Raw genomic sequence first — 23,807 nt, 5'->3', positions numbered from 1 at the left:
CTCCCCCGAGTGCGCTGCGCCGCACGATCAACCAGACCATGGACAATGCATCCGGCAATCCCATCGAGATCGGCGAGGAAATCGTCGCCGGTTTCGCGAAATACCGCCTCCCGGGCGTGGCGCCGGCAACCGGCCGCGATCGGGGCGTTGGGCCTTTTCGCCGCATGGTGCTGCGCGGCGCCACGCTGATTGACGGCACGGGCGCCCCACCCTGGGGCATCGTCGATATCGTCGTCGAGGGCAACCGTATCGCCGACATCGTCAGCGTGGGCACGCCGCACCTTCCCATCAAGCCGGAGCGCCGCCCGGCACCGGGCGAGTTCGAGATCGACTGCGAAGGCGGCTTCGTCACGCCCGGCTTCGTCGACAGCCATGCGCATATCGGTGCGCCCTTCCACGCGGCAAGCGGCACCATGCCTGGCGCCGACTACGTGTACAAGCTCTGGCTGGCCCACGGCGTAACGTCGGTACGGGAAACCGGGGCGTTCAATGGCCTGGCGTGGACACTGCAACAAAAGGAGGCAGCCGCCGCACATCGGATCGCTGCGCCTCGCCTGTTCGCCTATGCCTATTTCCCCGCGATCAACGACTACCTGAAGACGATCCATACGCCAGCGGCCGCGCGCGAATGGATGCAGAAGCTGCGCAAGAAAGGCGCCGACGGCGTCAAGTTCTTTGGTGCGCCGCCCGCCATCATGGAGGCGGCGCTCGACGAAGCGCGCCAGCTCGGCCTGCGTACCTGCTGCCATCATGCAACGCTGGCGGTGAGCCGCATGAACGCGCTGACCACCGCGAAATGGGGCCTGACCAGTTCGGAGCACTTCTACGGCCTGCCCGAGGCACTGTTCGAAGACCGGACCGTCCAGGCGTTTCCGCAGGGCTACCACTACAACGATGAGTACCTGCGCTTCTCCACCGCGGGCACGACCTTCCTGCAAGCGGCCAGGCCCGGCAGCGCAAAGTGGGACCAGGTCCTGGATACCTTTCTCGCAGCGGGCCATACCTTCGTGCCGACCATGAATGTCTATGACGCCAATCGCGACCTGATGCGCGCACGGCGCGCGGACTGGCACGAACGCTTCACCGATCCCAACCTGTCGAAGTACTTCGAGCCCCATCGCGGGGGCCATGGCTCGTACTGGTATCGCTGGTCGACGCAGAACGAGGTGGAGTGGCGCGAGTCCTTCCAGATCTGGATGCACTGGCTGCGGGACTACAAGAACCGGGGCGGGCGGGTCTGCGCGGGCAGCGATTCCGGCTTTATGTACCAGGTCTATGGCTTTGGCTTCATCCGCGAACTGGAACTGCTGCAAGAAGCCGGCTTCAATCCGCATGAGGTCCTGCGCGCTGCCACTTATCACGGCGCGGAGTTGCTGGGCATCGAAGACGATACCGGCTCGGTGGAGGTAGGCAAACGCGCCGATCTCCTGATACATGACAGCAATCCGCTTGACGATTTCAAGCTGTTGTATGGCACGGGCGCCTTGCGCCTGAACGAGCAGCACCAGCGCGGCGAATGGACGCGCTGCCTGCGTACCACCATCAAGGATGGCGTCGCCTTCGACACGCAGGAACTGCTCGACGACGTCGAGGCGATGGTGGCCCAACGCGTCGCTGCTGACGAGCCGGCCACGCGCAACCCGTGGGCGCACCAATCATGAGCGCGCCGACTGACTTCATCGTGCTCACCGGATTCCTTGGCAGCGGCAAGACCACGCTGCTAAGCGATTTCCTTGCAGGTGGAGACGACACGCAAACCGCCGTGATCGTCAATGACGTTGGCGAAGTCAATATCGACGGCGCCATCATCGCCGTACGCTCCGGTGTGCCGATGGCGACCCTCAGCAATGGCTGCGTGTGCTGCAGCCTGACCAACGACCTGCTGTACACCGTAGAGGCGTTGATAGAGACGGGACGACTGGCCGGCAAACCACCCTTCGCCCGCATCATCCTGGAATGCAGCGGCCTCTCGCACCCCGGCGCGGTGCTGCGCAGCCTTGGCGCGCTGTCGCAGCTTGCCATGCGCGTCAGGGTGGTAGCGACCTGCGCCGCTGACCGGCCCGCCGCCGCGGGCGACGATTTCGAACTCGCGGCGGCCCAGCTTTGTGCCGCCCATACGATCGTGCTGACTCGCCTGGATCTCGCCGGCGCGGCGGCCATCGAACGCGCGGCGGCCACCGCGAGAGCGCTGGGGCCAATGGCCACGGTCATCGTCGAGCCTCAACGTGTAACGCGAGCGGCGCTGTCGCTGGGCCCTTCCGCGCCCACTGCGGTATCGTGCCTGCCCAATGGCATGGATGACACGCCCATGGCAGCCACGGCGGGCCATCCCCGCGTCAACGTGTTTGCGCTGGGTTGCGAGCAGCCGCTTGAATGGGCCGGATTCTCGGCATGGCTGGAAAACCTGGCAGGCTATCTCGAAGCGCGCCTGTTGCGGGTCAAAGGCTTGCTGACGGTGGCCGGATGCGGCGAGCAATTGCTGATCCAGGGCGTCGGCCAGCACTTCGACACCCCGTGCAGGATTGCGACCGGGTCCCGCACCTCCCGTCTGATCGTCATCGCCAGGGATACCAGCCGCGAGGAGGTCGAGGCAATCACGCCACCGTTGCCGTCTGTGCGAATCACCATGCTGCGTGCTCCCGGCGCGGCCCCCGAGGCTGCCCGGCTCGCACGGCCGGTCTGACAAGTCCTATCGGCTTGCACGGCGCCGACACCCAAAAGTACTGGCGTCCCCGGGGAGAACAAAGAGGGACGCCAGCCCACCAAAATTCACGCACACCCTTCGCTGTAGCGACGATGCACGCGCGCTTACCAGGCTGCGGCGGTTCAAGAAACCGAGTCTCACCTGCATTCGCGTGCGGCATGCAGGTCTTGCGGATGTCCCGCGGGACCAGGCCTGGTGGCCCGGCCCCGCTCCACTACCGCGTCAGCGTCCGGCCAGGCTTTCGAGCGCTTGCCATTTCCCGCCAACCACCTTGTAGATGGTGATGCCGCCCTCCTGCAGGTCGCCGCGGCTGTCATACGCTATGCGCTTTGACGTCACGCCGGGCGTAGAGGTGGCGGCGAGCGCCGGCAGATACTTGTCCGGCTCCGCCGAGCCCGCAGCCTGCATGGCCTTCATCAGGGACATGGCGCCATCGTACGCATACGGCGAGTAGGTCTGCACCGGCGAGCCGAACCGCTTTTCGTAGCGCTGGCTGTAGGCTTTGCCACCTGGCATCTGCTCAAGCGGCAAGCCTGCGAGCGAGCAAAGCGCGCCCTCCGCCGCTGTTCCGGCGAGCTTGATGAAGTTGTCGGTCTTCGACATTTCCCCCGAAACCAGCACGGATTTCATGCCGAGTTCACGCATCTGTTTTGCCAGGGGCGCCGACTGCATCTCCGCCCCGCCATAGAACACGACATCCGGCGCGAGCCGTTTCAGGTTGGTCAGCACGGCTTTGAAGTCGACCGCCTTGTCGTTCGTGTACTCGCGCCGCACGATCGTGCCGCCGGCGGCACGCGCGGCCTTCTCGAACTCATCGGCCAGGCCCTGTCCATAAGCGGTACGGTCATCGACGATGGCAATGGCCTTCGCGCCGAGCTGCCTGACAACGTAGGCACCCACCACGCTACCCTGCTGCGTGTCGGAGGTCATCATGCGGAACGCCGTCTTGAAGCCCTGGCGCGTGTACTCGGGAGCGGTCGCCATGGCGACCTGGGCAATCCCCGCCCTGCTGTAGACCGCCGACGCGGGAATGCTGGTGCCGGAGTTGAAGTGTCCGAGCATGCCCTTGATGCCACCGTCCACCAGCTTCTGCGCCACCACGGAGCCAGTCCTCGGGTCCGCCTGGTCATCCTCCGAGGCTAGCGAGAAGTGCACCTCCTTGCCGCCGATGCGCGGCCGCGTGGCGTTCATGTCTTCGAGCGCCAGCACGACGCCGTTCTGCATGTCCTTGCCATACTGGGCCTGCCCGCCGGTCATCGGCGCGGCAAACCCCAGCTTCACCTCCTGCACCTGCGCCTGCACGGACTGGTTTGCCAGGCAGATCGCCGCGACGGCGCATGCCGCCGGCATTGCATAACGTTTCATAGGATTCTCCTCACTGTTGTTGTGTGCACTGACTGCGATCGCGAAAGCCGAAGACCACACCAAGAAAACTCACGGCCGCCGCGGCAATCACATAGAGCGCTGGCGCCATGGCGCTTCCGGTGGTCGCGATCAGCCAGGTCAGGATCAGCGAGGCAAAGCCGCCGAAAGTCATGACGGCGACGTTGTACGCTACCGAAAGCCCGGTGGACAGGATTTTGGAGGGGAAGATCTCCGAGAACGCCGCCAGGATCGGGCCCGTGTATCCGGCGATCAGCACCCCGAAGGCGGCCTGGAACAGGATCAGGTTGAACTGCGTGGGCGCGCTGACGATGAGGGCGAACATCGGATAGGCGAGCAGCAGGATGCCACCGGAGCTCGCGGCGAGGATCTTCTTGCGTCCGATACGATCCGACCAGGCACCCACCAGCGGAGACAGCACGGTAATGATCAGCCCGCCGACCACGCCAGCGATAAAGGACATCGATTGCGGCATCTTCAGGGTCTTGACGGCATAGGTCGGCATGTAGAACAGCAGCACATAGATGCAGACCGTCCACAGGATCACCATGGAAAACGTGGTGAAGGTTTCGCGCGGATAGTTGAGCATGACCTCGGAGAACGGCCGCTTGACCTTCTCCTTGTTGGCCAGGAAGGCAGGCGTCTCGTCCACGCCGTTGCGGATATAGAAGCCGATGGGGCCGATCAGGATGCCGAACAGGAAGGGAATCCGCCAACCCCATGCCTTGACCTCCTCGGGGGTGAGCACGAGCGTCAGCACGGTGCCGGCAAGCGCGCCCAGCACGACGGCAAAGCCGATGCTGCTCTGGATCCAGCTCGCGTAGTAGCCCTTGCGGGCAGCAGGGGCATGCTCGGTCAGGAATGCAGTGGCGCTGCCCATTTCGCCGCCGGCGGAGAAGCCCTGCATCAGGCGGGCAAGGATGATCAGGACAGGCGCTGCGATCCCGACCTGTTCATAGGTCGGTGCGAGTCCGATCAACGCCGTGCCGCCTGCCATCAGCAGAATCGTCAGCGACAGTGCTGCCTTCCTGCCGACCCGGTCGGAGTACATCCCGATCAAGACGCCGCCGATCGGCCTCACCACGAATCCGACGCCGAACGTGGCGACCGACAACAACAAAGAGGTCAGCTCGTTTCCGGTCGGGAAAAACAGCTGACCGATGGTGATGGCGAAGAACCCATACACCATGAAGTCGAACCATTCAAAGCCATTGCCGAGTATGGTCGCCGTAATCGCCTTTCGCCGGCTTCTGGCCTCGTCTGGCGAGGCCGCCATGCTTGCCGCTATATCCATTTCCTGCTCCTTCCTTTGGCCATGTGTGCGTGCCGGCCACTGAGTATCCCGGCCGGCGCTGGGAGCGAACGGGTCGCTCTGCCTGGCATTCAATAGGAGCGCGCGGCGCATTCCTACCTACCTTTTGCAGGAAGGCTGGCGCAAGCCATTGCGTGGCCCATAGGAGAGGGAAAACGCACTGGTGAAAACCCCACCCTCGCTTGCGTACGAAATGCGTGCAGCGTTTTCCTACGCGACGTAGGTAGTGCCGGTGCAAGCCCGGTCCTAAGATCGTATCGACCCTCCGGACCAAGGCGGAGGACCGGACCATACGGACCGTACCGACCATACGGAACCCACGGAACACCCACAGCCCTGCAAGGACAGAACAGATGGACGCAATCACCAGACCAGCCCCGGCGCTAGCCGCTGCACGTACGCAACACATTGCACGTGGCGTGCTGACCGCGCACCCGCTCTTCATCGATCGCGCCAGTGGCTCGCACGTCTGGGATAGCGAGGGGCGCCGCTACCTCGACTTTGTGGGTGGCATCGGTGTCCTCAACGTAGGACACAATCACCCCGCCGTCATCGCCGCCGTCAAGGCCCAACTCGAGCGCGTGAGCCACGTAGCCTTTCAGGTGGCCGGCTATGACGTCTATGTTGAACTGGCTGCCCGCCTGAACAAACTCGTCGGCGGCGCAGGCGCTGCCTACAAGACCGTATTCCTGACCACGGGCGCCGAAGCGGTGGAGAACGCTGTCAAGATTGCGCGTGCCTATCGCAATGCGCCGGGTGTCATCGCGTTCCGCGGCGGCTTCCATGGCCGCACGCTGCTGGGCATGACGCTGACCGGCATGAGCACGCCTTACAAACAGAATTTCGGGCCGTTCGCGGGCGATGTCTACCACACGCCCTACCCCGACCCCTATCACGGCATCAGCAGGGACGACGCCCTGCGGGCGCTGGATGATCTGTTTGCTACCCAGATCGCGCCGGACCGTGTCGCGGCGATCATCCTTGAACTTGTACAGGGAGACGGCGGTTTCCTTCCGGCCGGCAGGGAGTTCCTGCACAAGCTCCGTGCGCTCACCGCGAAGCATGGCATCGTGCTGATCGCCGACGAGATCCAGACCGGCTTTGGCCGAACCGGCCATCTCTTTGCGTTCCAGGAGGCCGGCATCCAGCCGGACCTCGTGACGGTCGCAAAGAGCCTTGCGGGCGGCCTGCCGCTCTCCGGCGTGGTCGGCCGGGCGGAGATCATGGATGCACCGGCTCCCGGCGGGCTAGGCGGCACCTATGCCGGCAGCCCCCTTGCCTGTGCGGCAGCCCTGGCCGTGCTCGATCTCTTCGAGCACAGCGACCTGCTGGAGCGCGCCCGTACCCTGGGTGAAGTGCTGCGGGCCGGCATTGACGAACTGGCCAGCCGCTACGCCGAGATCGGCGCTGTTCGCGGTGTCGGACCCATGCTTGCCATGGAATTCGTTGTCGATGGCGATCCGCTGCAGCCCGACGCGGCATTTGCCCAGCGGGTGATCGATCGTTGCCGGGACGGCGGCCTGCTGGTGATCAAGTGCGGCGTGCATCGCAACAGCGTGCGGCTGCTGGCCCCTGTCAACACGTCGCTGGACGACGCGCGGATTGCCCTTGATATACTGGACAAGGCGATCCGCGAGGCACGCACGCCTTGAGCGCAAAGGGTGAGGAAGGGCAGACCATGGATAGGAATCTTGCGGACAGGTTCATCGACAAGACGGTGCTGACGTTCGACGTTTATGGGACGCTGATCGACTGGGAGGCCGGGCTCTTCTCCGCCCTCTCTCCCATTTTGCTGGCATACGGCTGCAGCCTGAGCGCCGACGCGGCGCTCGAACTCTACGTCAGGCACGAAGCGGATCTCGAGGCCGGCCCCTACCTGACCTACCGCGAAGTGCTGGCCGAAACGCTGCGGCGCATCGGCGCAGATCTCGGTTTCGAGCCGAACCCGGCAGAGCTTGAAGCCTTCTCGCATACGGTGGGCGACTGGCCGGCATTTGCCGACTCGGCCGCGACGCTGCAGCGCCTGAAGCAGCGCTTCCGGCTGGCCGTCATCACCAACTGCGACGACGAGCTTTTTGCCGTGTCGAACCGGAAGCTCGGGGTGGACTTCGACTATGTGATCACGGCCCAGCAAGCCAGGAGCTACAAGCCGTCGCTGAACAACTTTCACGTTGCCTTCGGCCGCATCGGCGTGCCGCGCCACGAGATCCTTCACGTGGCGCAGAGCCTCTTCTATGACCTTGTACCGGCGAGCATCCTGGGCCTGGAGTCCATCTGGATCAACCGCCGCGACCGCCGGCCCGGACTAGGGGCCACGTCGAACGCCAAGGCCACGCCGGATGCCCAGTTTCCCGACATGGCGTCGTTTGCCACCGCCATCGGTTGCAAGTAGCCATCAAATAGCCATCATGGACCTTGCAACGGCGCTACAGTCAACGGTGCTTCGCGATGCGCGTGTCGTCGCTGGGCACGAGGCGCTCACCAATGAGATCCGGTGGGTCCACATGGTTGACCACCCGGATATCGCGGCATGGGTCAAGCCGGGCTATCTGCTGCTTTCCACGGGCTACAACTGGCCGCGCGACGACGATGCCTGCGCGAGCCTGATTCGTGCACTCAAGGACCGCGGACTCGCCGGCATCGTGCTGGCGGTGCCCAATTTCCTGGAACATTTCCCGATGAGCGCCCTCGCCACGGCGCAGGAAATCGGTCTGCCGCTGCTTGAGTTGCCCTGGGACGTGCCCTTCAGCGCGATTACGGAGGAGATTCACGCCAACATCATCCGGAACCAGAGCGAACTGATCGAGCGCTCCGAGGAAATTCACCGCGCGCTGACCAACACCGCGGTGATGGCCAATAGCCTGGATGATCTTGCCAAGGCACTGGGCGGCCTGCTGGTGCGCGCGGTCAACTTCGTCGACCCTGACGGACTGGTTCTTGGCGCCGATGCCGACGCCTCGGATCGCCAAGGCAGGGAGCGGGCGTACATGCGCCTGCTCGACCGCAAGGTCATCCTGCGCAAGATCCAGGACAGCGTCACCCCGATCCTGATCGATCCGCAACCCGAGGCCGGCATGCCGCGCCGGCTAGGATGCCCGATCCGCATCCGGGGCGAGATGGTAGCCATCGTATTCGTCGACGAAGGCGATACGCCGCTGGGCGAACTCGACATACGCGCAACCGAGCATGCCTCCATCATCGGCGCCCTGCATCTGGCCCATATGCGGGCGTTGCACCTGCAGGAGGAGCGCCTCGGCTACGCGCTGGTGGGCACCTTGCTTGAGGGGCGCTTCGAGGAAACCCCATCGGCACTGGAGCGCGCCCGGCTCAGCGGCTGGGACCCGGCCGGAGAGTACCGGGTATGCCTGGTCCTGCTGGACGAACCGTTGCCGTTGTCTCGCGAAGGCTTCCTGCGCCGGGAGCGCTGGGTCGATCGCTTGCGCAAGTATCTGGAGAGCGTGGGCCAGGCCCCGTTGATCTTCGTGTCGCTCAACCAGATCACCTTCCTGCTGTCCTCCGGAACCCCGCCAGAGCCGCTGTGGCGCGTACTGGGCAGCCGCGGCGCGGCGTTGGCGGTAAGCCGCGTGCAAACGGGTGCAGCCGGCATCGCGGTGGGAGGCAGTGACGTGAACTCCTTATGCGGCCTCCTCAAGCCGGGAAAGATCCATCATTTCACTGAGGTGATGTTTCCACGCGCACTGTTGGGAGACGCCGATGCGCGCATGCTGTTCATCCAGACCAAGATCGGACCACTGCTGACCGAAAAAAAGAGCGAGGCCCTGCTGGAAACACTGGAAGCCCTGTGCGAGGAAGGCTTTCAGCTGGCCAACACGGCCCGCCGCCTTGGCATCCATATCAGCACGCTCCGCTATCGGGTCGAGCGCATCGAGGCGATGCTCGGCACGACCCTCGAGGATCAATCGAACCGCTTCCAGCTTCAGGTCGCCGTCGCGTTGCACCGGCTCACGATCGAGTAAGACCGATAGCGGCCGGCGTTCACCGCCCTGCTTTTTTCTCGTGCGCCCGCGCTGCTTTTCCGGGCGTACGGCTTCCTTTCGACTATTTTCCAAGGAGTCTGCATCATGGGTGCATACGAAGCCTTTTCTTCCGTCGACTTTCGCGTGGGCACGGTGGTCCGGGTCGAGCTTAACGAGCAAGCCCGAAAACCCGCCTACAAGATGTGGATCGATTTTGGCGAAATGGGGACCAGGACCTCGAGCGGCCAGTATGTCAACCGCTACCAGGCCGAGGAACTGATCGGCAAGACGGTGGTATGCGCGGTCAACCTCGGGGAACGGCGCATCGCCGGCTTCCTGTCGCAGGTACTGGTGCTAGGCGTGGAGTCCGAGCCGTCGGTCGTGAACGTCTTGACGGTGGACGGCAAGGTGTCGAATGGAAGCAAGGTGTTCTGACAGGTGTTCTGATCAGGAAAGGTGGAATGGGGCGGGTCCAATTCCTATGTTTCATACATACCGTCCCAGGCGCTGCGCTCGTAAGCTTTCCATCAATCCAGGGCGGCTCGTGACCAGCGACGCCGTCCGGCACCAGTGCTCCGGGCCGCGCGTCCGGCAGTGCTGAGCCCTTTCCGAACCCTAGAACGCTAGAACGCTAGAACGCTAGAACGCTCACATCATGTCCGAAGCGCACATCGACCACCTCAGATCCATCGTCGGAACGGCCAACGTCCTCGTCGGCCAGGACGCGCAGGCCTACGCCACGGACTATCGACAGGTCTTTGTCGGCAGCACGCTTGGCGTCGCCCGGCCCGCGACTACCCTGGAGGTCAGCGCGATCATGCGGTACTGCGATCGCCACGGCATTCCAGTGGTGCCCCAGGGCGGGAACACCTCGCTGCTGGGCGGCAGCGTGCCGGATGCGACGGGCAGTGCCCTGATCCTGAGCCTCGCCCGCCTGAACCGGGTGCGCGGTGTCGACCCCCTCAACGCGACCATGGTGGTCGAGGCGGGGGTGACGCTCAGCCAGGCGCGCGCCGTGGCGGAAGATGCGGGAAGTCTCTTTCCGTTGCGCATCGGCTCCGAGGGCACCTGCCAGATCGGCGGCAACCTGTCGACCAACGCGGGCGGCACCGCTGTGCTCCGCTACGGAAACATGCGGGACCTGGTGCTTGGCCTGGAAGTGGTGCTTGCAAACGGCGACGTCTGGGACGGGCTGCGTGCCCTGCGCAAGGACAATGCGGGATACGACCTGAAGCATCTCTTCATCGGCTCGGAAGGCACGCTGGGCATCATCACCGCAGCCGTGCTCAAGCTCTTCCCGAAGCCGCGTGCTACGTGCGCGGCGTTCCTTGGCGTGCACAGCCCTGCCGCTGCGCTGTCGCTGTTTGGCAGTTTGCGTGAATGGCTGGGCAACGACATCACGGCGTTCGAGCTGATCTCGTCGGACGCGATGGATCTCGTCCTTCGCCACCTGGACAATCGACCCTCGCCGCTGGCGCGCAGGCACGCCTGGCATGTGCTTGTCGAGGTGTCGTCCACTGGCGATCAGAGCGAGGTTGAGGCCGGATTCCACGCCACGCTGGCTACCGGCATTGAAGAGGGCTGGATCGAAGACGCCGCCATCGCCGCAACCGAAGCCCATGCCGGGCAGTTCTGGCGGATCCGCGAGGAGATCTCCGACGCGCAGACCCGCGCACGCGGCAGCGTTCGCTGCGATATCTCCGTGCCCTTGTCCGCCATCCCGGGGTTCATTGCCAGTACCACGGAGAAAGTCCTGCAAACCGCTCCCGGGACACGGATGATCATCTATGGACATATGGGCGATGGCAACGTGCACTTCAATCCGCTGCGCCCCGAGGAAGCGGACGCCACCGACTATCTGGCCGAATTCGGGCCCGCGATCACGCGCATCGTCGACGACGCGGCCATGGCGCTCGGCGGATCCATTTCCGCGGAGCACGGCGTCGGTGTGGCCAAGCGCGACGAGCTCTTGACGGTGCGCAGCCGGGTGGAGCTGGAAACGGCGTGGCGCATCAAGTCCGCGCTCGATCCCAGGCAGTTGCTCAATCCGGGCAAGGTGCTGCCGGCACTAAGCCGGCACTGAGCCCGCAAAACCCAACAGAGGCGTGATGCCAGTGGGCGCTAAAGGCGGCCAGATCCGAACCAAGCAAGCAAAGCAAGCACCAGGAGTCTTCAGCATGTCGGAAACAGAACATCTTCTTCAACTGGACCGCCGTCACTGGGTGCATCCGGTGGTGCCGTTGCGCGGGCATGAAGCGCGCGGCGCCACCATCTGGAAATCGGCGCAGGGCATTCACCTGGTCGACACCGAAGGGCGACGGGTCCAGGACGGCTTCTCCGGCCTGTGGTGCGTCAATGCCGGATATGGCCAGCAGTCGCTCGTGAAGGCAGCGCAGGAGCAAATGCAGCAACTCCCCTATGCCACCGGCTACTTCCATTTCGCCAGCGAACCAGCTATCCGCCTGGCCGCCCGGCTTGCGGCGCTGGCTCCTGCCGGCCTGACGCGCGTGGTGTTCGGCCAGGGCGGGTCCGACGCGGTCGATAGTGCGATCCGGCTGACAAACTATTACTTCAACGCTACCGGCCGGCCGGACAAGAAGCACTTCATCGGCTTGCAGCGCGGCTACCACGGCAGTTCAAGCACCGGCAGCGGGCTCACCGCCCTGCCGCTGTTCCACCGCCATTTCGACGTGCCGACGGCGCGGCAGCACCATATCCCGTCGCCCTACCCGTACCGCCATCCCGATGGCCCGGATCCCGAAGCGGTGCTGGCGAGCACGGTCCGGGCCCTCGAGGCCAAGGTGGACGAAATCGGGGCGGATCGCGTGGCAGCGTTCATCTGCGAGCCCATCCAGGGCTCGGGCGGCGTCATTGTTCCGCCGCCTGGGTTCCTGCGCGCGATGCGCGCCACGTGCGACCGCCTGGGCATCCTGCTGATCGTCGACGAGGTGATTACCGGCTTCGGCCGCACCGGTCCGATGTTCGCCTGTGAAGCCGAAGGCGTGAGCCCGGACATCCTCACGCTCGCGAAAGGACTCACCTCCGGCTATGCCCCGATGAGCGCCACCATGATGACCGAGGCACTGTATGCCGGCATAGCCGACGCCGGCGCCGACGGCACCGCGCTGGGCCACGGCCAGACCTATGCGGGGCACCCGGTCAGCGCCGCCGTTGCCAACGCCGCACTCGACCTCTACCTGGATGGGGGCCTGATAGAAAACGGCAAGCAAGTCGGCAGTTACTTCCAGGCCCGCCTGAAGTCGCTGGAAGACCTGCCCTATGTTGGCGAAGTACGCGGCCGAGGCTTGCTGGCGGCAGTGGAACTGGTCGCCGACAAACGCACCAGGCAGAAACCGCCACAGGCGCTTCGTCTCGGGCAGCGCGTGTTTCGGCACGCCATGGAGGATGGCCTGGTCTTGCGCGCCTTCCCCGACGACATTCTCGGTTTCGCGCCGTCCTTGAATTACACCGAATCGGATATCGACACACTGATCCAGATCCTGCAAACCTCCCTCAAACGGGCGTTCGCAGAGTCCTTCTAACCAGGAGCCATCATGAAACTGAAAGACTTCAAGGTACTGACCTTTGACTGCTACGGCACGCTGATCGACTGGGAAACCGGCATCTACAACGGCCTCAAGCCCCTGATCGAGAAAGCCGGCCTGGGCGCAAAGAGCCGCGACGAAATCCTCGAGATCTACGCGCGCCACGAAGCGGAACAGGAAATCCAGACGCCCGCGCTGGCCTACTCCCTGCTGCTCGCCGTGGTTTACAAGCGCCTGGCGGAGCAATGGAAGGTCGCGGTCACCATTGAGGAAGCCAATACCTTCGGCGCCTCGGTGCCCGACTGGCCCGCCTTCCCCGATTCGGTGGAGGCGCTGCAATACCTGAAGCAGCACTACAAGCTGGTGATCCTGTCCAATATCGACCGGATTTCCTTCCGGGCCAGCAACGCCCGCCTGCAGGTGGAGTTCGACGCCATCTACACCGCGCAGGATATCGGATCCTACAAGCCGAGCCCGCGCAACTTCGAGTATCTGCTTGAGCACCTGAAGCAAGACCTGGGGCTGGAGAAAGGCGACATCCTGCATACGGCACAAAGCCTGTTCCATGATCACGCCCAGGCCAACGCCTTTGGCCTAGCCTCCGCCTGGATCGATCGCCGGCATGCGGACAAGGGCTGGGGCGCGACCATGCCGCCTCCCGGCACGCCGAAGTACGACTTCCGTTTTGACAGCATGATCGACATGGCCAAGGCACACGAGGCTGAAAGCGGGCTCTGACAGGGCTCTGACCAGAATTACCAGACCGCGCCCGGAGGTTCCGGGCGCGCTGTGCAACGGCGCAGCCGAGCACCCACCTGGATGTCACGACATGAATCTGAACGATCGGGCACTGCTGTGCCAACAAGCATTTATCGGCGGCAATTGGACACCGGCGCACTCCGGTCGCACGCTCCCCGTACTAAACCCGGCATCAGGCGAGACCCTGGGTACGATCCCCGATTGCGCGGCCGAAGACACGCGCGATGCGATCGAGGCCGCCAGCAAGGCGTTGCCGGCCTGGAGCGCGCTTACCGCGCACGCGCGCGCGGAGCTGCTGCGCAAATGGCACGCGCTGATGGTGGCGCATGCCGACGATCTCGCCCTCATCATGACCCTCGAGCAGGGCAAGCCGCTGGCGGAGGCGAAAGGCGAGATTCTGTATGGCGCCGCCTTCGTCCAGTGGTTCGCCGAAGAAGGCATCCGCGCCTACGGCGAGACCATTCCGGGCATGCAGTCCAATCGCCGCATCATCGTGCGCAAGACCCCGGTGGGCGTCTGTGCAGCCATTACGCCCTGGAATTTCCCCAACGCGATGATCACACGCAAGCTGGCCCCAGCGCTGGCCGCGGGCTGCACGGTGGTGGTCAAACCCTCCGAATTGACCCCATTCTCCGCGCTGGCGCTGGCCGAGCTTGGCAAGCGCGCGGGCTTTCCCGATGGCGTGCTCAACATCGTCACCGGACAGCCGCAGGGCATAGGCGGCGAACTCACCGCCAATCCGACGGTACGCAAGCTGACGTTTACCGGATCCACCCACGTTGGCAAGCTGCTGCTCCGCCAATGCGCGGATACGGTCAAGCGGGTCAGCATGGAGCTTGGCGGCAATGCGCCGGTCATCGTGTTTGACGATGCCAACCTTGATACGGCCATTGCCGGCGTCATGGCGAGCAAGTTCCGCAATAGCGGCCAGACATGCGTCTGCGCCAATCGCATCTACGTCCAGGCGGGCATCTACGACCGCTTTGCCGAGCGCCTGACCGAAGAGGCCGGCAAGCTGCGCGTTGGCGTCGGTACCGAGGATGGCATCACCATCGGTCCGCTCATCAATCGCGCTGCGCTGGTCAAGGTCGCCGCGCACGTCGATGACGCGCTCGCCAAGGGAGCGACACTGTTGCTCGGCGGCGCGTCCTCGGCGCGTGGCGAGCAGTTCTTCCAGCCCACGGTGCTCTCGGGGGCCACCGACGAGATGGGGGTTTCGACCGAGGAAACATTCGGCCCGGTCGCGGCGCTGTTCCGCTTCGAGACCGAGGAGGAGGTCATTCGCCGTGCCAACGATACCCCTTACGGGCTGGCGGCCTATCTGTTCTCGAATGACCTGAGCCGCGTGTTCCGCGTGGGTGAGGCGCTCGAATATGGGATGGTGGGCATCAATACCGGAGTCATATCCTCGGCCGTCGCACCCTTTGGCGGCGTCAAGGAGTCCGGGCTCGGGCGCGAGGGCTCCCATCACGGCATCGAAGAGTTCCTCGAAGTGCAAACGCTGCATCTGGACATCGCGCCGGCTGTGCAGACGTAAAGCGCGCTCTTGGGGCGGATAGCTCCCGGTGCTTTCACTACCGCCACTGGCGGTACTTTTTTGTTCTTTGGCGACTTGCGCGATGGGGGAGCCGAGGCGGCGGCGGTGACGGGTGCTTGAGCGGATGCCATACCACCGCCTCCCCGCCGGCTGCCCGTTTACCTGCCCAGAATGGTCAGGCAGGCCACTGCCTCTTCCACGCCGTGCAGGCCGCCGGAGGTGTTGACGGGGATGCGCCCGCCGATACTCGTATCGCCCCGCTCCGCTGCCAGACCGCCCTCGCCGGGTTCGCAGAGGCCGAGTGCCTCTACCTGGATCACTTCGCCGATGGCGCTGGCGTCATGCACTTCCGCGCGTGTTCCGATTGACTCGGCTTGCTGTCCGAGTCGGCAGAATGGCGCCTCTGTTTTTATTGCTTTGCTGAACTCGGACGCGATCCCATCAAGGCGTCAATAAAGGGGGCCTTCAGCGCAAGGTACTCAGCGATGCCGCCACGGTTGCTTGCTTCGAGCTCAAATTTCAAATCCTGATACTGCTGTCGAATAACGGCATCGCTCCTAAGAAGATCGCGAAATCGGAGCATTCTATCAATTTGCCAGTGGCGACTAATACATACATGCACCTTGTGCGTTCGCACCCCATCAACATCGCGACGATAGAAATGGTGCCCTGCTGAAAGATCGCTTCCCCGAACGTAACCCAGTACGCCCATGAAACTGTTTCGGGCTGCCTCGTTTCGATGCTCTGAGACCTCAACCAAGAGGTCGATCTCTGGCTTGGCCGCGAGTCCTGGAACAGCGGTGCTTCCGACGTGATAAATATCGACAAGTTCAGCGCCAAGGCCCTTCGCTATGCGTTCCTTCTCGGTGACGAAAAGAGCAGGCCATTCGCTGTCATAGCGGGAAATTTTGCTGGTGAGCGTCAATGTGTCTCCTTTGTCCGGCAGCCAAGAGCTGCCAGTCCCAACTAAATGCTACCAATGGAGTCGCGGGGAGTCTATATACGCTCAGTTTTCTGGATCTCTCAACACCTCGGCCTCGACCTCCGGGTTCGGTTCGCCATCCTTGGTAGCAATCAATTCCTTCGGCGTCAGCGGGATCAAGGGCAGGATCAGTGCGTACACCACGGTCGTCGCGATCACACAATATGTGAATCCGTGCGTTGGGCTGCTGTTATAGATCCATGAGCCCAAAAGATCGCCGGCACGCGCCGAGAGCGCGAAGACGCCATCCACCAGCATCATCAAGGTTCCTTGCAAGCCTGGCGGACAGGACCGCATCGCGAGATCGAAGTAGGCTGCCGTGGCTACACCGCCCATCAGCCCTATCGGTGCCGCCAATACAAGCGCGAGATTGGCTGAGTGAATAAATGCCAGCGGAATCATCTGCGGCACTGCGACAATCGTTCCCCACCACAGCAGCTTGTTCAGCGATACTTTCTTGCACAGAAAGCCATACAGCAAAAATGTCGGGATGAACGCGGCGGCAAAGATCCCGTTGTAGTACGAGTAAACGGAATCCGATGCATGCAGCTCATTGGTCAGGTAGAACTGCAGCGGAGTGGCCGATCCTGGCGCAAAGTTCCACAGAAAGCAGATGAGAACCGCTGGATAAACGGCCCTATGCTTGACCAGCCGCCTGACATTCCCAACGAGATCTGCGCCCCTGGCTTGCGGCTTCTCGTAGGCATCGCCGAAGACGGAAATGGGCTTCCAGAGCCCGAACACGGCAATCAATAAAGTGACCATCGCCACCAGGAAGAAGGCTTCTTTCGCGGCAAGATGATCGGAGATGTACCCGGAAGCGAACGCTCCCGCAACGACCGGGACGGAGCCGACCACGTTCCACAGAGCGCTCAGGCGCCCGGACATGAGCTTCTCCTGGCCCACCAGAGCGATCAACCCCTGATAGGCTGCGGCGATAAATCGGGACGACAGCATTGCCAGCAGCATCCCGATGACCAGTCTCGCGTATGAGAAACCTGAAAATGCCATCCAGATGTATGCCGCCGCGGTCGCCGGAGCGAAAATCAGGAAGAAGCCGCGATCCCGCATTCCCAGCGGGTTCCATTGGTCGCGCGCGAGGCCAAAAGCGAACGCAATGTAAACTGGTATGCCCGTCACCAGCCGGAATGTCGAGATCTGCGTCGCCGTCGCATGCAACTGGTTCTTGAGTATGTACGACGTCTGTATATCAATCAGGAAACCGGCCGGCGTTGCCAGATAGATGAACAGGGTCAGCCAACCGAAATACAGCAGGGTTCGGTCGCTGCCCTCGGAACCATTACGACCAGATTCGGCCAGCATTTTCGTAGCTTGACGGCTTCGCGAGAACCGCCCAAGCGGCCGCCAGTAAGCCGACGATACTGTTGAAAAAGTCGATCTTCAGCAGGGGTGAAAAAATCTCAGCCCGATAGGCGCGTTTGAAGTTCTTGGACATGGAGGACCACGTACACAGCCTCGGAAAACCAATCAAAGGTGCCCCCGCGAATGTGCGGGCTGCTTCACCTGGCAACGGTAACAGAATACAGCGTCAGCGCGGAAAAAGTGTAGGTGAAAAATGGGATTTGAGGTTCCGAGGCCTACCTCATCGAAGCGAAAGCACCTTTCGGACGCATACGCTCACTCGCTCGTACCTCTGGACATCCGGTTAGGGTCGGCAAACGTCGACCGTCCCCTGCCCTTGGTCGGCCGAAGTCAGCCAGCTGATGCCGATGCACGCTCACGTGTTTGCGGCTGCTTGCGTCCGTTTCTCGATCAAGCAGCCACAAAAGGAACCCCGGAATGTCTCTGGCAGTTGGGCCTCGCACCGGTTAGCGCTTACGCCCGCCCGGGCCACGCCGCCATTGCGGCGTCAGCGAGAGCGCCCAGCTTCTTGCGGCTGGCTCCGTCGCGTGCCTGGGTGGACATGCCCTGAAGGATGGCAAGATAAAAGCTCGCCAGCGCGGCGGCGTCCGTGTGCACAGGGAGTTCGCCGTCACCGATGCCGCGCTCGATCCGCTCGCGCAGGGTATTTTCCACCAAGCCGCGCAAGGCGATCACGGCTTCCTGCACTTCGCCTTCGGCGGGTGAGCCGACCGCCGCGCTCATCAGCATGCAGCCGCGCGGCAGGCCCTTGCGGGTCTGCTCGACTGTCGCGCTATCGAGCAGGCGTCGAATCGCTTCCCGCGCCGATGGGGCGGCAGGCAGGAACTGCTGCACGTCGAGCCCAGGCCGGGTCAGGTAACGCGATACCGCCTCCAGGAACAGCCGCTTCTTGTCGCCGAAGGCGGTGTAGAGGCTCGGTGGGGTGATCCCCATTGCGGCGGTGAGATCGCTGATCGACGTCGCTTCATAGCCATTGCGCCAGAACAGCAACATCGCGGCCTCCAGGGCGGCATCACGATCAAAGGACAAAGGGCGCCCCGTCTTGGGGGGGCGGCTTGCAGGAGTAACTTTCATAGTGATCGATACTAAAGTATTTGACACCTTGACGGCAATCCCCTACTCTACTTGCATAGCGATCACTATGAAACGTTGGTTGATCATTCCTGAATCTTGAAACGGAGTTTGTCGATGATCGAAGCCGATGTGCAGGCGCGCAACAGGGAAATCGTGTCCGAGGTGATGAAGGCTGTTTTCGTGGAGCGCGAACCGCTTCGCGTGATGCATTACTTCTCGGAGCATTATGTCCAGCACAATCCCCTCATTCCCAACGGCAGGGAGGCCATACCGGCCATGATCGCGGGTCTGCCCGAGGACTTCAGTTATCAGCCCGGCATGCTTGTTGCCGACGGTGAGCTGGTCATGATCCACGGCCGCTACGTCCGCTGGACGGCCAAGCCGATGGTCGCCGTCGATATCTTCCGGCTAGAGAATGGCAAGCTGGTCGAGCACTGGGACGTACTGCAGGAGGAAGTGCCGGCACAGCAAGCCGTCAACGGTAATGCGATGTTCCCTTAGGGGGTGCCGGAGGTAAGGCGCCCGCGGCGGCGCGGCCATCGTCGGACCCGATTCACGCCTACCTGGCAACGCGGAAGGGCGTGGCAACGGCGGCTGCCGCGCGGGCGCGTGGGCCGTTGCATAGCGCCTTCCCTTGGCAGTTGGGGTCTTTGGGAAAATCAAGGGTCCAGATCAGCCTTTTGGATGCCTTAGGGCCTCGAAGCTACGGCGCACACAGTCTGTCAGCCGATTAGCCAGGAATCCCACTGGAAAATGGTCCGATGTCACGGCGTAGCTATTGAACTGAACCTCTTCAGAAAAAGGTATCTCGGAAACATTTTGTATCCGAAGCGCTCGGGAATCTATCGGACTTACGATAGACGTGCCGAGGCCCTTGCTAACCATCGTGCAAATTGTTGAGGCGTATGGCGTCTCGATTGAAAGATGCCTAAGGTCATTGGGAAAGTGACGATCTATTTGGCTTCTGTTGGGGCTACCCATAGGCAGCGATATGAAGTGCTCATTTTCAAAATCGCTTGGGTATACAACATCATGCGTGGCCAGCCTATGCGAACTATTGACGATTGCCACACCGCGAGCAGTATTGATTAGTTCAAAATCCAGGCTCGCCAGATCAGTGATAATAGAGCAAAATCCGACATCGCAAAAACCAGTCGCCGTCCATTTTGCGACGACCTCAGACCGCCCCATATTAACCACAATCGGTATGTCCGGAAACATACCCCTGAAAATCAGAATAGCGTCTGGCAACACACAATGCGCAATCGAACCTACTGCGCCCACGCGGAGTAAGCCGGTCCCTCGGCGGCGAATTGAATCCGCACTTTCGCCAAGGGATTCCAGCCCGAGAAATGCGCGCTCCACATCAGCATAAAATGCCTCCGCTTCCGCCGTAGGAATCAACCGTGTCCCGATTCGTTGGAATAGTGCGAACCCAACCGTCTGCTCCAGGAGCGAGATCCATCTACTGACATTCGGCTGGGAGGTGTGGAGGAGTCCGGCTGCCGTGGTCATCGAACGCGTCTTCATCACAGCCCTGAACGCCTCGACTTGCTTAAAGTTCATATGAGGCTCCAAAAGCGCACATTTTGGCAGATCCTCTCTGACCCTGTGCACCAAATCTTACCATATCACTTTTGTATGGATAGCAGCGAGACGCTGATTTGACGCATGAGCGGCTTCATTCCAAACTGGTCGTACCCATTAATAGAGTGTTGCCATCATGGAATCAAAAGTTAGCCGTCGACTCAAACAACCTCCCGCGAAAGAGGTTATCGATTACATTTTCCAGCCCCGCACGACGAGAGAATTCTTCGCGAAGAACTTTGAAATACTGACTCAAATCAATTTTGCGCACCTGTTGATGCTTCACGAGCAAGGCATTCTCGACCGGGAGACGTCGATTCGCCTGGCTAGAGCTTTGATAAAGATGCAAGAGGACGGTCCCGAAGCGGTTCAACTCGACGCAGCACGAGAAGATGCTTACTTCAACTACGAAGCCCATCTGATTAAGCTGGTAGGTCAGGACGTCGGTGGCCGCTTGCATACAGCCCGCAGTCGCAACGATATGGGCGCCACCAACGATCGTATTCGCGCTCGTGCGTTCATTCTACGCATCAGCAGGGCATTGACTGATGTCGCTGCCGCCGCGGTGGCGCAAGCAGAGAGATTCGTTACCTATGTGATGCCTGGATATACGCACATGCAGGCTGCGCAGCCCATCACCTATGGGTATTACCTGTCGGGACTGGTCGATGCCTGGTCCCGAGATATTGATCGCCTCCTGCGTGTCCTGGAAACGACAGACAGTTGCCCACTTGGTGCTTGTGCCTTGGCCGGCACCTCGTTTCCCATCGATCGAAGGTCGACCAGTTTGCTGTTGGGCTTCTCCCGACCCATGCCGAACTCGCTAGACGCGGTTGCATCTCGCGACTTCGCATTGGAACTGAGTGCAGTGCTCTCAATCATGATGATCACTTGCAGCCGGATGGTGCAGGATTTTTACATCTGGTCAACGCCGGAGTTCGGATTCCTGTCCTTCCCCGACAGCATTGCCGGCACATCCAGCATCATGCCGCAAAAGAAGAATCCGGTCGTTTTGGAGTATTTGCGGGGGAAGACTTCCCATCTGATCGGACTAACGTCAGCCGCACTTACGACAGTAAAGGCCACCCATTTCACGCACTCGGGTGACAGCAGCCGGGAAAGCACAAGGACGTGCTGGGACAGCTGCGAAGAAGCAGTAAAGGGGCTCGAACTGATGAAACTGCTTGTGGAACGTGTTGAGCCCAATCGCCTGCGCATGGCAGACCGTGCTGCGCAAGATTTCTCGGCTGTCACCGATCTGGCCGACTTGCTCGTCCGAAATGCTAATCTTTCGTTCCGCGACGCGCATCACATCATTGGCGCTGTCGTTCGGCAAGCGCTTGATCAAGGGGTCCCTGCTACGGGTATTACTGCCCAAATGATCGATGCTGCAGCGCTCGAACAGGTGGGGCGACGGGCCTCGTTGTCGGAAGACGATATCGGCGAATGCCTGGATCCGATTCGCAACGTTGCTGCGCGTCAGTCGTTTGGCGCGCCGGCGCCGGATGGCGTCCTCCAGCGCATTGGCGAGCAAAGACTCTCGCTCAAAAAGAGAGCAGACGCAATCGATGCAGTTGGTCACCGACTCGCCGAAGCTCAGACGTTGTTGGAACAGCGTACACGCGCGCTCGTTTCGTCCGGGTCCAACCAACGAGCGTAAATCAATGCCTATTAAACCGAGGAATCGAGCGATGTCCAGGTTCGTCGTAGTTCTCGCCTTTGCCACGGGTATCTTTTCGGCCGCAAACGCTGAAACTTACCCGAACAAACCAATTAATCTTGTCGTCCCGTTCGCACCCGGCGGTACTGTCAATCTCACGGCGCGCCTTCTTGCCACACGGATGTCAGAAGTGTTGGGTCAAGCGGTTGTTGTCGACAATAGAGCCGGAGCCGGAGGGAACATCGGAGCCGCCTATGTTGCGAGAGCGAAATCTGACGGCTATACGCTCTTGTACGCAACGCCGGCAAATCAAGTGATTCAGCCATTACTATCCAGGAACCTGCCCTACTCGCCGTCAAGAGATTTCAAGCCTGTCGCGCTATTTGCTACTGTCCCGAATGTGTTGGCGGTGTCAGAAACCACCCCGGCCAAGAATATGGCCGAATTGCTACGGTATGCCAAGGCAAATCCAGGAAAGTTGAACATGGGATCGGCCGGGATGGGGTCGGCAAACCACATGCTCGGAGAACTGTTCATGCTCAGAACCGGCACAGCGTTCACCCATGTTCCGTACAAAGGTGCTGGCCCTGCTACTGCAGATCTTCTGGCTGGTCAGGTACAGGTTCTCTTTGTCAATCTTCCAACGGTGCAACCCTATATAAAGCCGGGCAAAGTTCGCGTGTTAGGCATTGCGAGCAAAGAGCGAAGCCCAGCGATTCCTGAAATTCCAACTTTTGATGAGTTGGGTATCAAGGATGCGAACACAGAATCGTGGTCTGCCTTGATGGCTCCGGCTAATACAAGTCCGCAGGTGATCAAGAAGCTCCAGGATACCGTGATCTCGATTGCGAACGAAAAGTCCACGATGCAGCAATTGGCTGCTCAGGGCGCACGCCCATTGCCAGGTACGGCTGCCGACCTCCAAAAGCTAATCAACGACGACACCAAGCGTTGGACAGAAGTCATTCAGCATGCGAAAGTCCAAATTGACTAGCCGGCTCGACTGAATTTCTTCGTCATCGCGCTGATGGGTTTAATCACGCGGCATCACCAAGTCTCGGAGCCACGCCTGCGGTGACGCTCTTCGGCTCGCTATGCCTTTGCCGCCTTCATTAGTATTGGCACCTGGTAACCGGCCCAGTGTTGATGCAGCGGATCTGATTGCCGTCTTGTGGTGTCAGAGGCGCAGCTTGCGGCGCCACGTATTGCGGCATTTGACGCCATGCGTTCTGCTGTTGCTGCTGCTGCAGGTTTTGCTGCTGCAATTGCGCATTGAGCTGTTGCATTTGCAGGACCGTCATCTGCTGATTGAACTGATACATCTGCAACTGCTGATCGGTCATTGCATCTCTGTATCCGATTGCCTGACCGTCCGAGTTCAAGCACATGATTCGACTTGGCGAAAGGACCCTGTATCGCTCGCATGTCGAATCGCCTGCCATGTAATATCGTCCGTTCACGAAGTTCGGCGCCGCCGAGCTTGCGCAGCCGGCGACTGTAAACGCCAGAAAGAGCGTTGTCATTTTTTTCATGGGTTGTTTCTTGAGCCCGTATTGCGACGCGGGTCGGCATTATCGCCCAAAGTCGCTAGCGAATGACCGAAGTCCGGCGCACAGCCGACGTCGAAGAAACGTACCTGCCCTATAGTGGATGCATTATGGTCATGGCAGGGGGCCTCGCTCGCCCCTCTTTCTCTGGCCAGCGAGGCGTTACCCCCCGCTTTCGGATATGGCGCCCCCATCCGGGCGCCAGAGGGACTTGAACCCTCCGGAGCAACGCGCTGCTCAGCGCACACTACGACCGCTGCTGACCTCTTGCTGCGGCTCGACTGGAGATGACCCGCTTTTTCGGACAGTGCCTATCTTGAGTAAACAGGAGGTGCACCATGCCGAAACCGCGCCCAC

The 23,807-nt window shown here is 61.6% G+C and carries 21 protein-coding genes and 1 pseudogene; 13 read left to right on the top strand and 9 right to left on the bottom strand.

The window, feature by feature from the left end; translation table 11 throughout:
• The first annotated feature begins 38 nt into the window (after positions 1–38).
• Together ACGLHR_RS21875 and ACGLHR_RS21870 are read left to right on the top strand one after the other, a co-directional pair.
• Entirely contained in the window at positions 39–1,661 is a 1,623-nt protein-coding gene (locus ACGLHR_RS21875) for an amidohydrolase family protein (RefSeq protein WP_400096329.1), read from the top strand.
• Positions 1,658–2,683, top strand: coding sequence for a CobW family GTP-binding protein (locus ACGLHR_RS21870; protein WP_400096328.1), 1,026 nt, complete (start codon positions 1,658–1,660; stop codon positions 2,681–2,683). The genes ACGLHR_RS21875 and ACGLHR_RS21870 overlap by 4 nt, the downstream gene beginning before the upstream one ends.
• 243 nt (positions 2,684–2,926) lie before the next feature.
• Here the strand turns inward: ACGLHR_RS21870 and ACGLHR_RS21865 are convergent, their stop codons facing one another.
• A complete protein-coding gene (locus ACGLHR_RS21865; RefSeq protein ID WP_400096357.1) occupies positions 2,927–4,054 on the bottom strand; it encodes a branched-chain amino acid ABC transporter substrate-binding protein in 1,128 nt (375 codons plus the stop codon).
• Positions 4,055–4,079: 25 nt separating this feature from the next.
• Positions 4,080–5,381: an MFS transporter gene (locus ACGLHR_RS21860; protein WP_400096327.1), complete on the bottom strand. Its 1,302-nt coding sequence runs from the start codon at positions 5,379–5,381 to the stop codon at positions 4,080–4,082.
• Positions 5,382–5,752: 371 nt separating this feature from the next.
• Here ACGLHR_RS21860 and ACGLHR_RS21855 point away from each other — a divergent pair, with 371 nt between their 5' ends.
• The 8 genes from ACGLHR_RS21855 (at position 5,753) to ACGLHR_RS21820 (ending at position 15,217) form a co-directional block, all read left to right on the top strand.
• On the top strand, positions 5,753–7,051 hold the full coding sequence (locus ACGLHR_RS21855; RefSeq protein WP_400096326.1) for an aspartate aminotransferase family protein: 1,299 nt from the start codon (positions 5,753–5,755) through the stop codon (positions 7,049–7,051).
• Between the two features lie 26 nt (positions 7,052–7,077).
• Complete coding sequence (locus tag ACGLHR_RS21850; protein WP_400096325.1) at positions 7,078–7,791, top strand: haloacid dehalogenase type II; 714 nt, start codon at positions 7,078–7,080, stop codon at positions 7,789–7,791.
• Positions 7,792–7,807: 16 nt separating this feature from the next.
• On the top strand, positions 7,808–9,376 hold the full coding sequence (locus ACGLHR_RS21845; RefSeq protein WP_400096324.1) for a PucR family transcriptional regulator: 1,569 nt from the start codon (positions 7,808–7,810) through the stop codon (positions 9,374–9,376).
• A gap of 105 nt (positions 9,377–9,481) precedes the next feature.
• Positions 9,482–9,811, top strand: a complete 330-nt coding sequence (locus tag ACGLHR_RS21840) for a tRNA-binding protein (RefSeq protein WP_400096323.1) — start codon at positions 9,482–9,484, stop codon at positions 9,809–9,811.
• Positions 9,812–10,031: 220 nt separating this feature from the next.
• The gene (locus ACGLHR_RS21835; protein WP_400096322.1) at positions 10,032–11,459 is read left to right on the top strand and encodes an FAD-binding oxidoreductase; all 1,428 of its coding nucleotides are present in this window, start codon (positions 10,032–10,034) and stop codon (positions 11,457–11,459) included.
• A 94-nt stretch (positions 11,460–11,553) separates the two neighbouring features.
• On the top strand, positions 11,554–12,918 hold the full coding sequence (locus tag ACGLHR_RS21830) for an aminotransferase class III-fold pyridoxal phosphate-dependent enzyme (protein ID WP_400096321.1): 1,365 nt from the start codon (positions 11,554–11,556) through the stop codon (positions 12,916–12,918).
• A gap of 12 nt (positions 12,919–12,930) precedes the next feature.
• A complete protein-coding gene (locus ACGLHR_RS21825; protein ID WP_400096320.1) occupies positions 12,931–13,659 on the top strand; it encodes a haloacid dehalogenase type II in 729 nt (242 codons plus the stop codon).
• Positions 13,660–13,750: 91 nt separating this feature from the next.
• Entirely contained in the window at positions 13,751–15,217 is a 1,467-nt protein-coding gene (locus tag ACGLHR_RS21820) for an NAD-dependent succinate-semialdehyde dehydrogenase (protein WP_400096319.1), read from the top strand.
• Between the two features lie 158 nt (positions 15,218–15,375).
• Here ACGLHR_RS21820 and ACGLHR_RS21815 read toward each other — a convergent pair.
• The 5 genes and pseudogenes from ACGLHR_RS21815 to ACGLHR_RS21795 all read right to left on the bottom strand — a co-directional run.
• A pseudogene (locus tag ACGLHR_RS21815) lies at positions 15,376–15,570 on the bottom strand (thiolase C-terminal domain-containing protein); the annotation flags it as partial.
• Positions 15,571–15,626: 56 nt separating this feature from the next.
• Positions 15,627–16,142 (bottom strand): GrpB family protein, encoded by a 516-nt coding sequence (locus ACGLHR_RS21810; RefSeq protein ID WP_400096318.1) that lies wholly within the window; start codon positions 16,140–16,142, stop codon positions 15,627–15,629.
• An 81-nt stretch (positions 16,143–16,223) separates the two neighbouring features.
• Positions 16,224–17,522, bottom strand: coding sequence for an MFS transporter (locus ACGLHR_RS21805; protein WP_400096317.1), 1,299 nt, complete (start codon positions 17,520–17,522; stop codon positions 16,224–16,226).
• Positions 17,500–17,655: a hypothetical protein gene (locus tag ACGLHR_RS21800; protein WP_400096316.1), complete on the bottom strand. Its 156-nt coding sequence runs from the start codon at positions 17,653–17,655 to the stop codon at positions 17,500–17,502. Before ACGLHR_RS21800 ends, ACGLHR_RS21805 begins: the two co-directional genes overlap by 23 nt.
• A 380-nt stretch (positions 17,656–18,035) precedes the next feature.
• Complete coding sequence (locus tag ACGLHR_RS21795; protein WP_400096315.1) at positions 18,036–18,611, bottom strand: TetR/AcrR family transcriptional regulator; 576 nt, start codon at positions 18,609–18,611, stop codon at positions 18,036–18,038.
• Between the two features lie 159 nt (positions 18,612–18,770).
• Here ACGLHR_RS21795 and ACGLHR_RS21790 point away from each other — a divergent pair, with 159 nt between their 5' ends.
• Positions 18,771–19,157: a nuclear transport factor 2 family protein gene (locus ACGLHR_RS21790; RefSeq protein WP_400096314.1), complete on the top strand. Its 387-nt coding sequence runs from the start codon at positions 18,771–18,773 to the stop codon at positions 19,155–19,157.
• Positions 19,158–19,328: 171 nt separating this feature from the next.
• Here ACGLHR_RS21790 and ACGLHR_RS21785 read toward each other — a convergent pair whose 3' ends face one another.
• A complete protein-coding gene (locus ACGLHR_RS21785) occupies positions 19,329–20,222 on the bottom strand; it encodes a LysR substrate-binding domain-containing protein (RefSeq protein WP_400096313.1) in 894 nt (297 codons plus the stop codon).
• A 157-nt stretch (positions 20,223–20,379) separates the two neighbouring features.
• On the opposite strand from ACGLHR_RS21785, the gene argH reads away from it, so the two are divergent.
• Both argH and ACGLHR_RS21775 read left to right on the top strand, forming a co-directional pair.
• The gene (gene argH, locus ACGLHR_RS21780; RefSeq protein WP_400096312.1) at positions 20,380–21,903 is read left to right on the top strand and encodes an argininosuccinate lyase; all 1,524 of its coding nucleotides are present in this window, start codon (positions 20,380–20,382) and stop codon (positions 21,901–21,903) included.
• 31 nt (positions 21,904–21,934) lie between these two features.
• A complete protein-coding gene (locus ACGLHR_RS21775; RefSeq protein ID WP_400096311.1) occupies positions 21,935–22,897 on the top strand; it encodes a Bug family tripartite tricarboxylate transporter substrate binding protein in 963 nt (320 codons plus the stop codon).
• Positions 22,898–23,015: 118 nt separating this feature from the next.
• Here the strand turns inward: ACGLHR_RS21775 and ACGLHR_RS21770 are convergent, their stop codons facing one another.
• The gene (locus tag ACGLHR_RS21770) at positions 23,016–23,435 is read right to left on the bottom strand and encodes a hypothetical protein (protein ID WP_400096310.1); all 420 of its coding nucleotides are present in this window, start codon (positions 23,433–23,435) and stop codon (positions 23,016–23,018) included.
• Positions 23,436–23,807 lie beyond the last annotated feature (372 nt).

The organism is Cupriavidus sp. CuC1 (assembly GCF_044627735.1).
GTDB classification, from domain to species: Bacteria; Pseudomonadota; Gammaproteobacteria; order Burkholderiales; family Burkholderiaceae; genus Cupriavidus; species Cupriavidus ulmosensis.
The sequence above is the reverse complement of the archived record's forward strand: the minus strand, read 5'-3'. Positions and strand labels throughout refer to the sequence as shown.

Excerpts from the sequence above, each read along its gene's own strand:
- ACGLHR_RS21875 (WP_400096329.1), top strand. The coding sequence starts at position 39 with ATGGACAATGCATCCGGCAATCCCATCGAGATCGGCGAGGAAATCGTC.
- ACGLHR_RS21870 (WP_400096328.1), top strand. The coding sequence starts at position 1,658 with ATGAGCGCGCCGACTGACTTCATCGTGCTCACCGGATTCCTTGGCAGC.
- ACGLHR_RS21865 (WP_400096357.1), bottom strand. The coding sequence starts at position 4,054 with ATGCCGGCGGCATGCGCCGTCGCGGCGATCTGCCTGGCAAACCAGTCC.
- ACGLHR_RS21860 (WP_400096327.1), bottom strand. The coding sequence starts at position 5,381 with ATGGATATAGCGGCAAGCATGGCGGCCTCGCCAGACGAGGCCAGAAGC.
- ACGLHR_RS21855 (WP_400096326.1), top strand. The coding sequence starts at position 5,753 with ATGGACGCAATCACCAGACCAGCCCCGGCGCTAGCCGCTGCACGTACG.
- ACGLHR_RS21850 (WP_400096325.1), top strand. The coding sequence starts at position 7,078 with ATGGATAGGAATCTTGCGGACAGGTTCATCGACAAGACGGTGCTGACG.
- ACGLHR_RS21845 (WP_400096324.1), top strand. The coding sequence starts at position 7,808 with ATGGACCTTGCAACGGCGCTACAGTCAACGGTGCTTCGCGATGCGCGT.
- ACGLHR_RS21840 (WP_400096323.1), top strand. The coding sequence starts at position 9,482 with ATGGGTGCATACGAAGCCTTTTCTTCCGTCGACTTTCGCGTGGGCACG.
- ACGLHR_RS21835 (WP_400096322.1), top strand. The coding sequence starts at position 10,032 with ATGTCCGAAGCGCACATCGACCACCTCAGATCCATCGTCGGAACGGCC.
- ACGLHR_RS21830 (WP_400096321.1), top strand. The coding sequence starts at position 11,554 with ATGTCGGAAACAGAACATCTTCTTCAACTGGACCGCCGTCACTGGGTG.
- ACGLHR_RS21825 (WP_400096320.1), top strand. The coding sequence starts at position 12,931 with ATGAAACTGAAAGACTTCAAGGTACTGACCTTTGACTGCTACGGCACG.
- ACGLHR_RS21820 (WP_400096319.1), top strand. The coding sequence starts at position 13,751 with ATGAATCTGAACGATCGGGCACTGCTGTGCCAACAAGCATTTATCGGC.
- ACGLHR_RS21805 (WP_400096317.1), bottom strand. The coding sequence starts at position 17,522 with ATGCTGGCCGAATCTGGTCGTAATGGTTCCGAGGGCAGCGACCGAACC.
- ACGLHR_RS21800 (WP_400096316.1), bottom strand. The coding sequence starts at position 17,655 with ATGTCCAAGAACTTCAAACGCGCCTATCGGGCTGAGATTTTTTCACCC.
- ACGLHR_RS21790 (WP_400096314.1), top strand. The coding sequence starts at position 18,771 with ATGATCGAAGCCGATGTGCAGGCGCGCAACAGGGAAATCGTGTCCGAG.
- ACGLHR_RS21785 (WP_400096313.1), bottom strand. The coding sequence starts at position 20,222 with ATGAACTTTAAGCAAGTCGAGGCGTTCAGGGCTGTGATGAAGACGCGT.
- argH (WP_400096312.1), top strand. The coding sequence starts at position 20,380 with ATGGAATCAAAAGTTAGCCGTCGACTCAAACAACCTCCCGCGAAAGAG.
- ACGLHR_RS21775 (WP_400096311.1), top strand. The coding sequence starts at position 21,935 with ATGTCCAGGTTCGTCGTAGTTCTCGCCTTTGCCACGGGTATCTTTTCG.
- ACGLHR_RS21770 (WP_400096310.1), bottom strand. The coding sequence starts at position 23,435 with ATGAAAAAAATGACAACGCTCTTTCTGGCGTTTACAGTCGCCGGCTGC.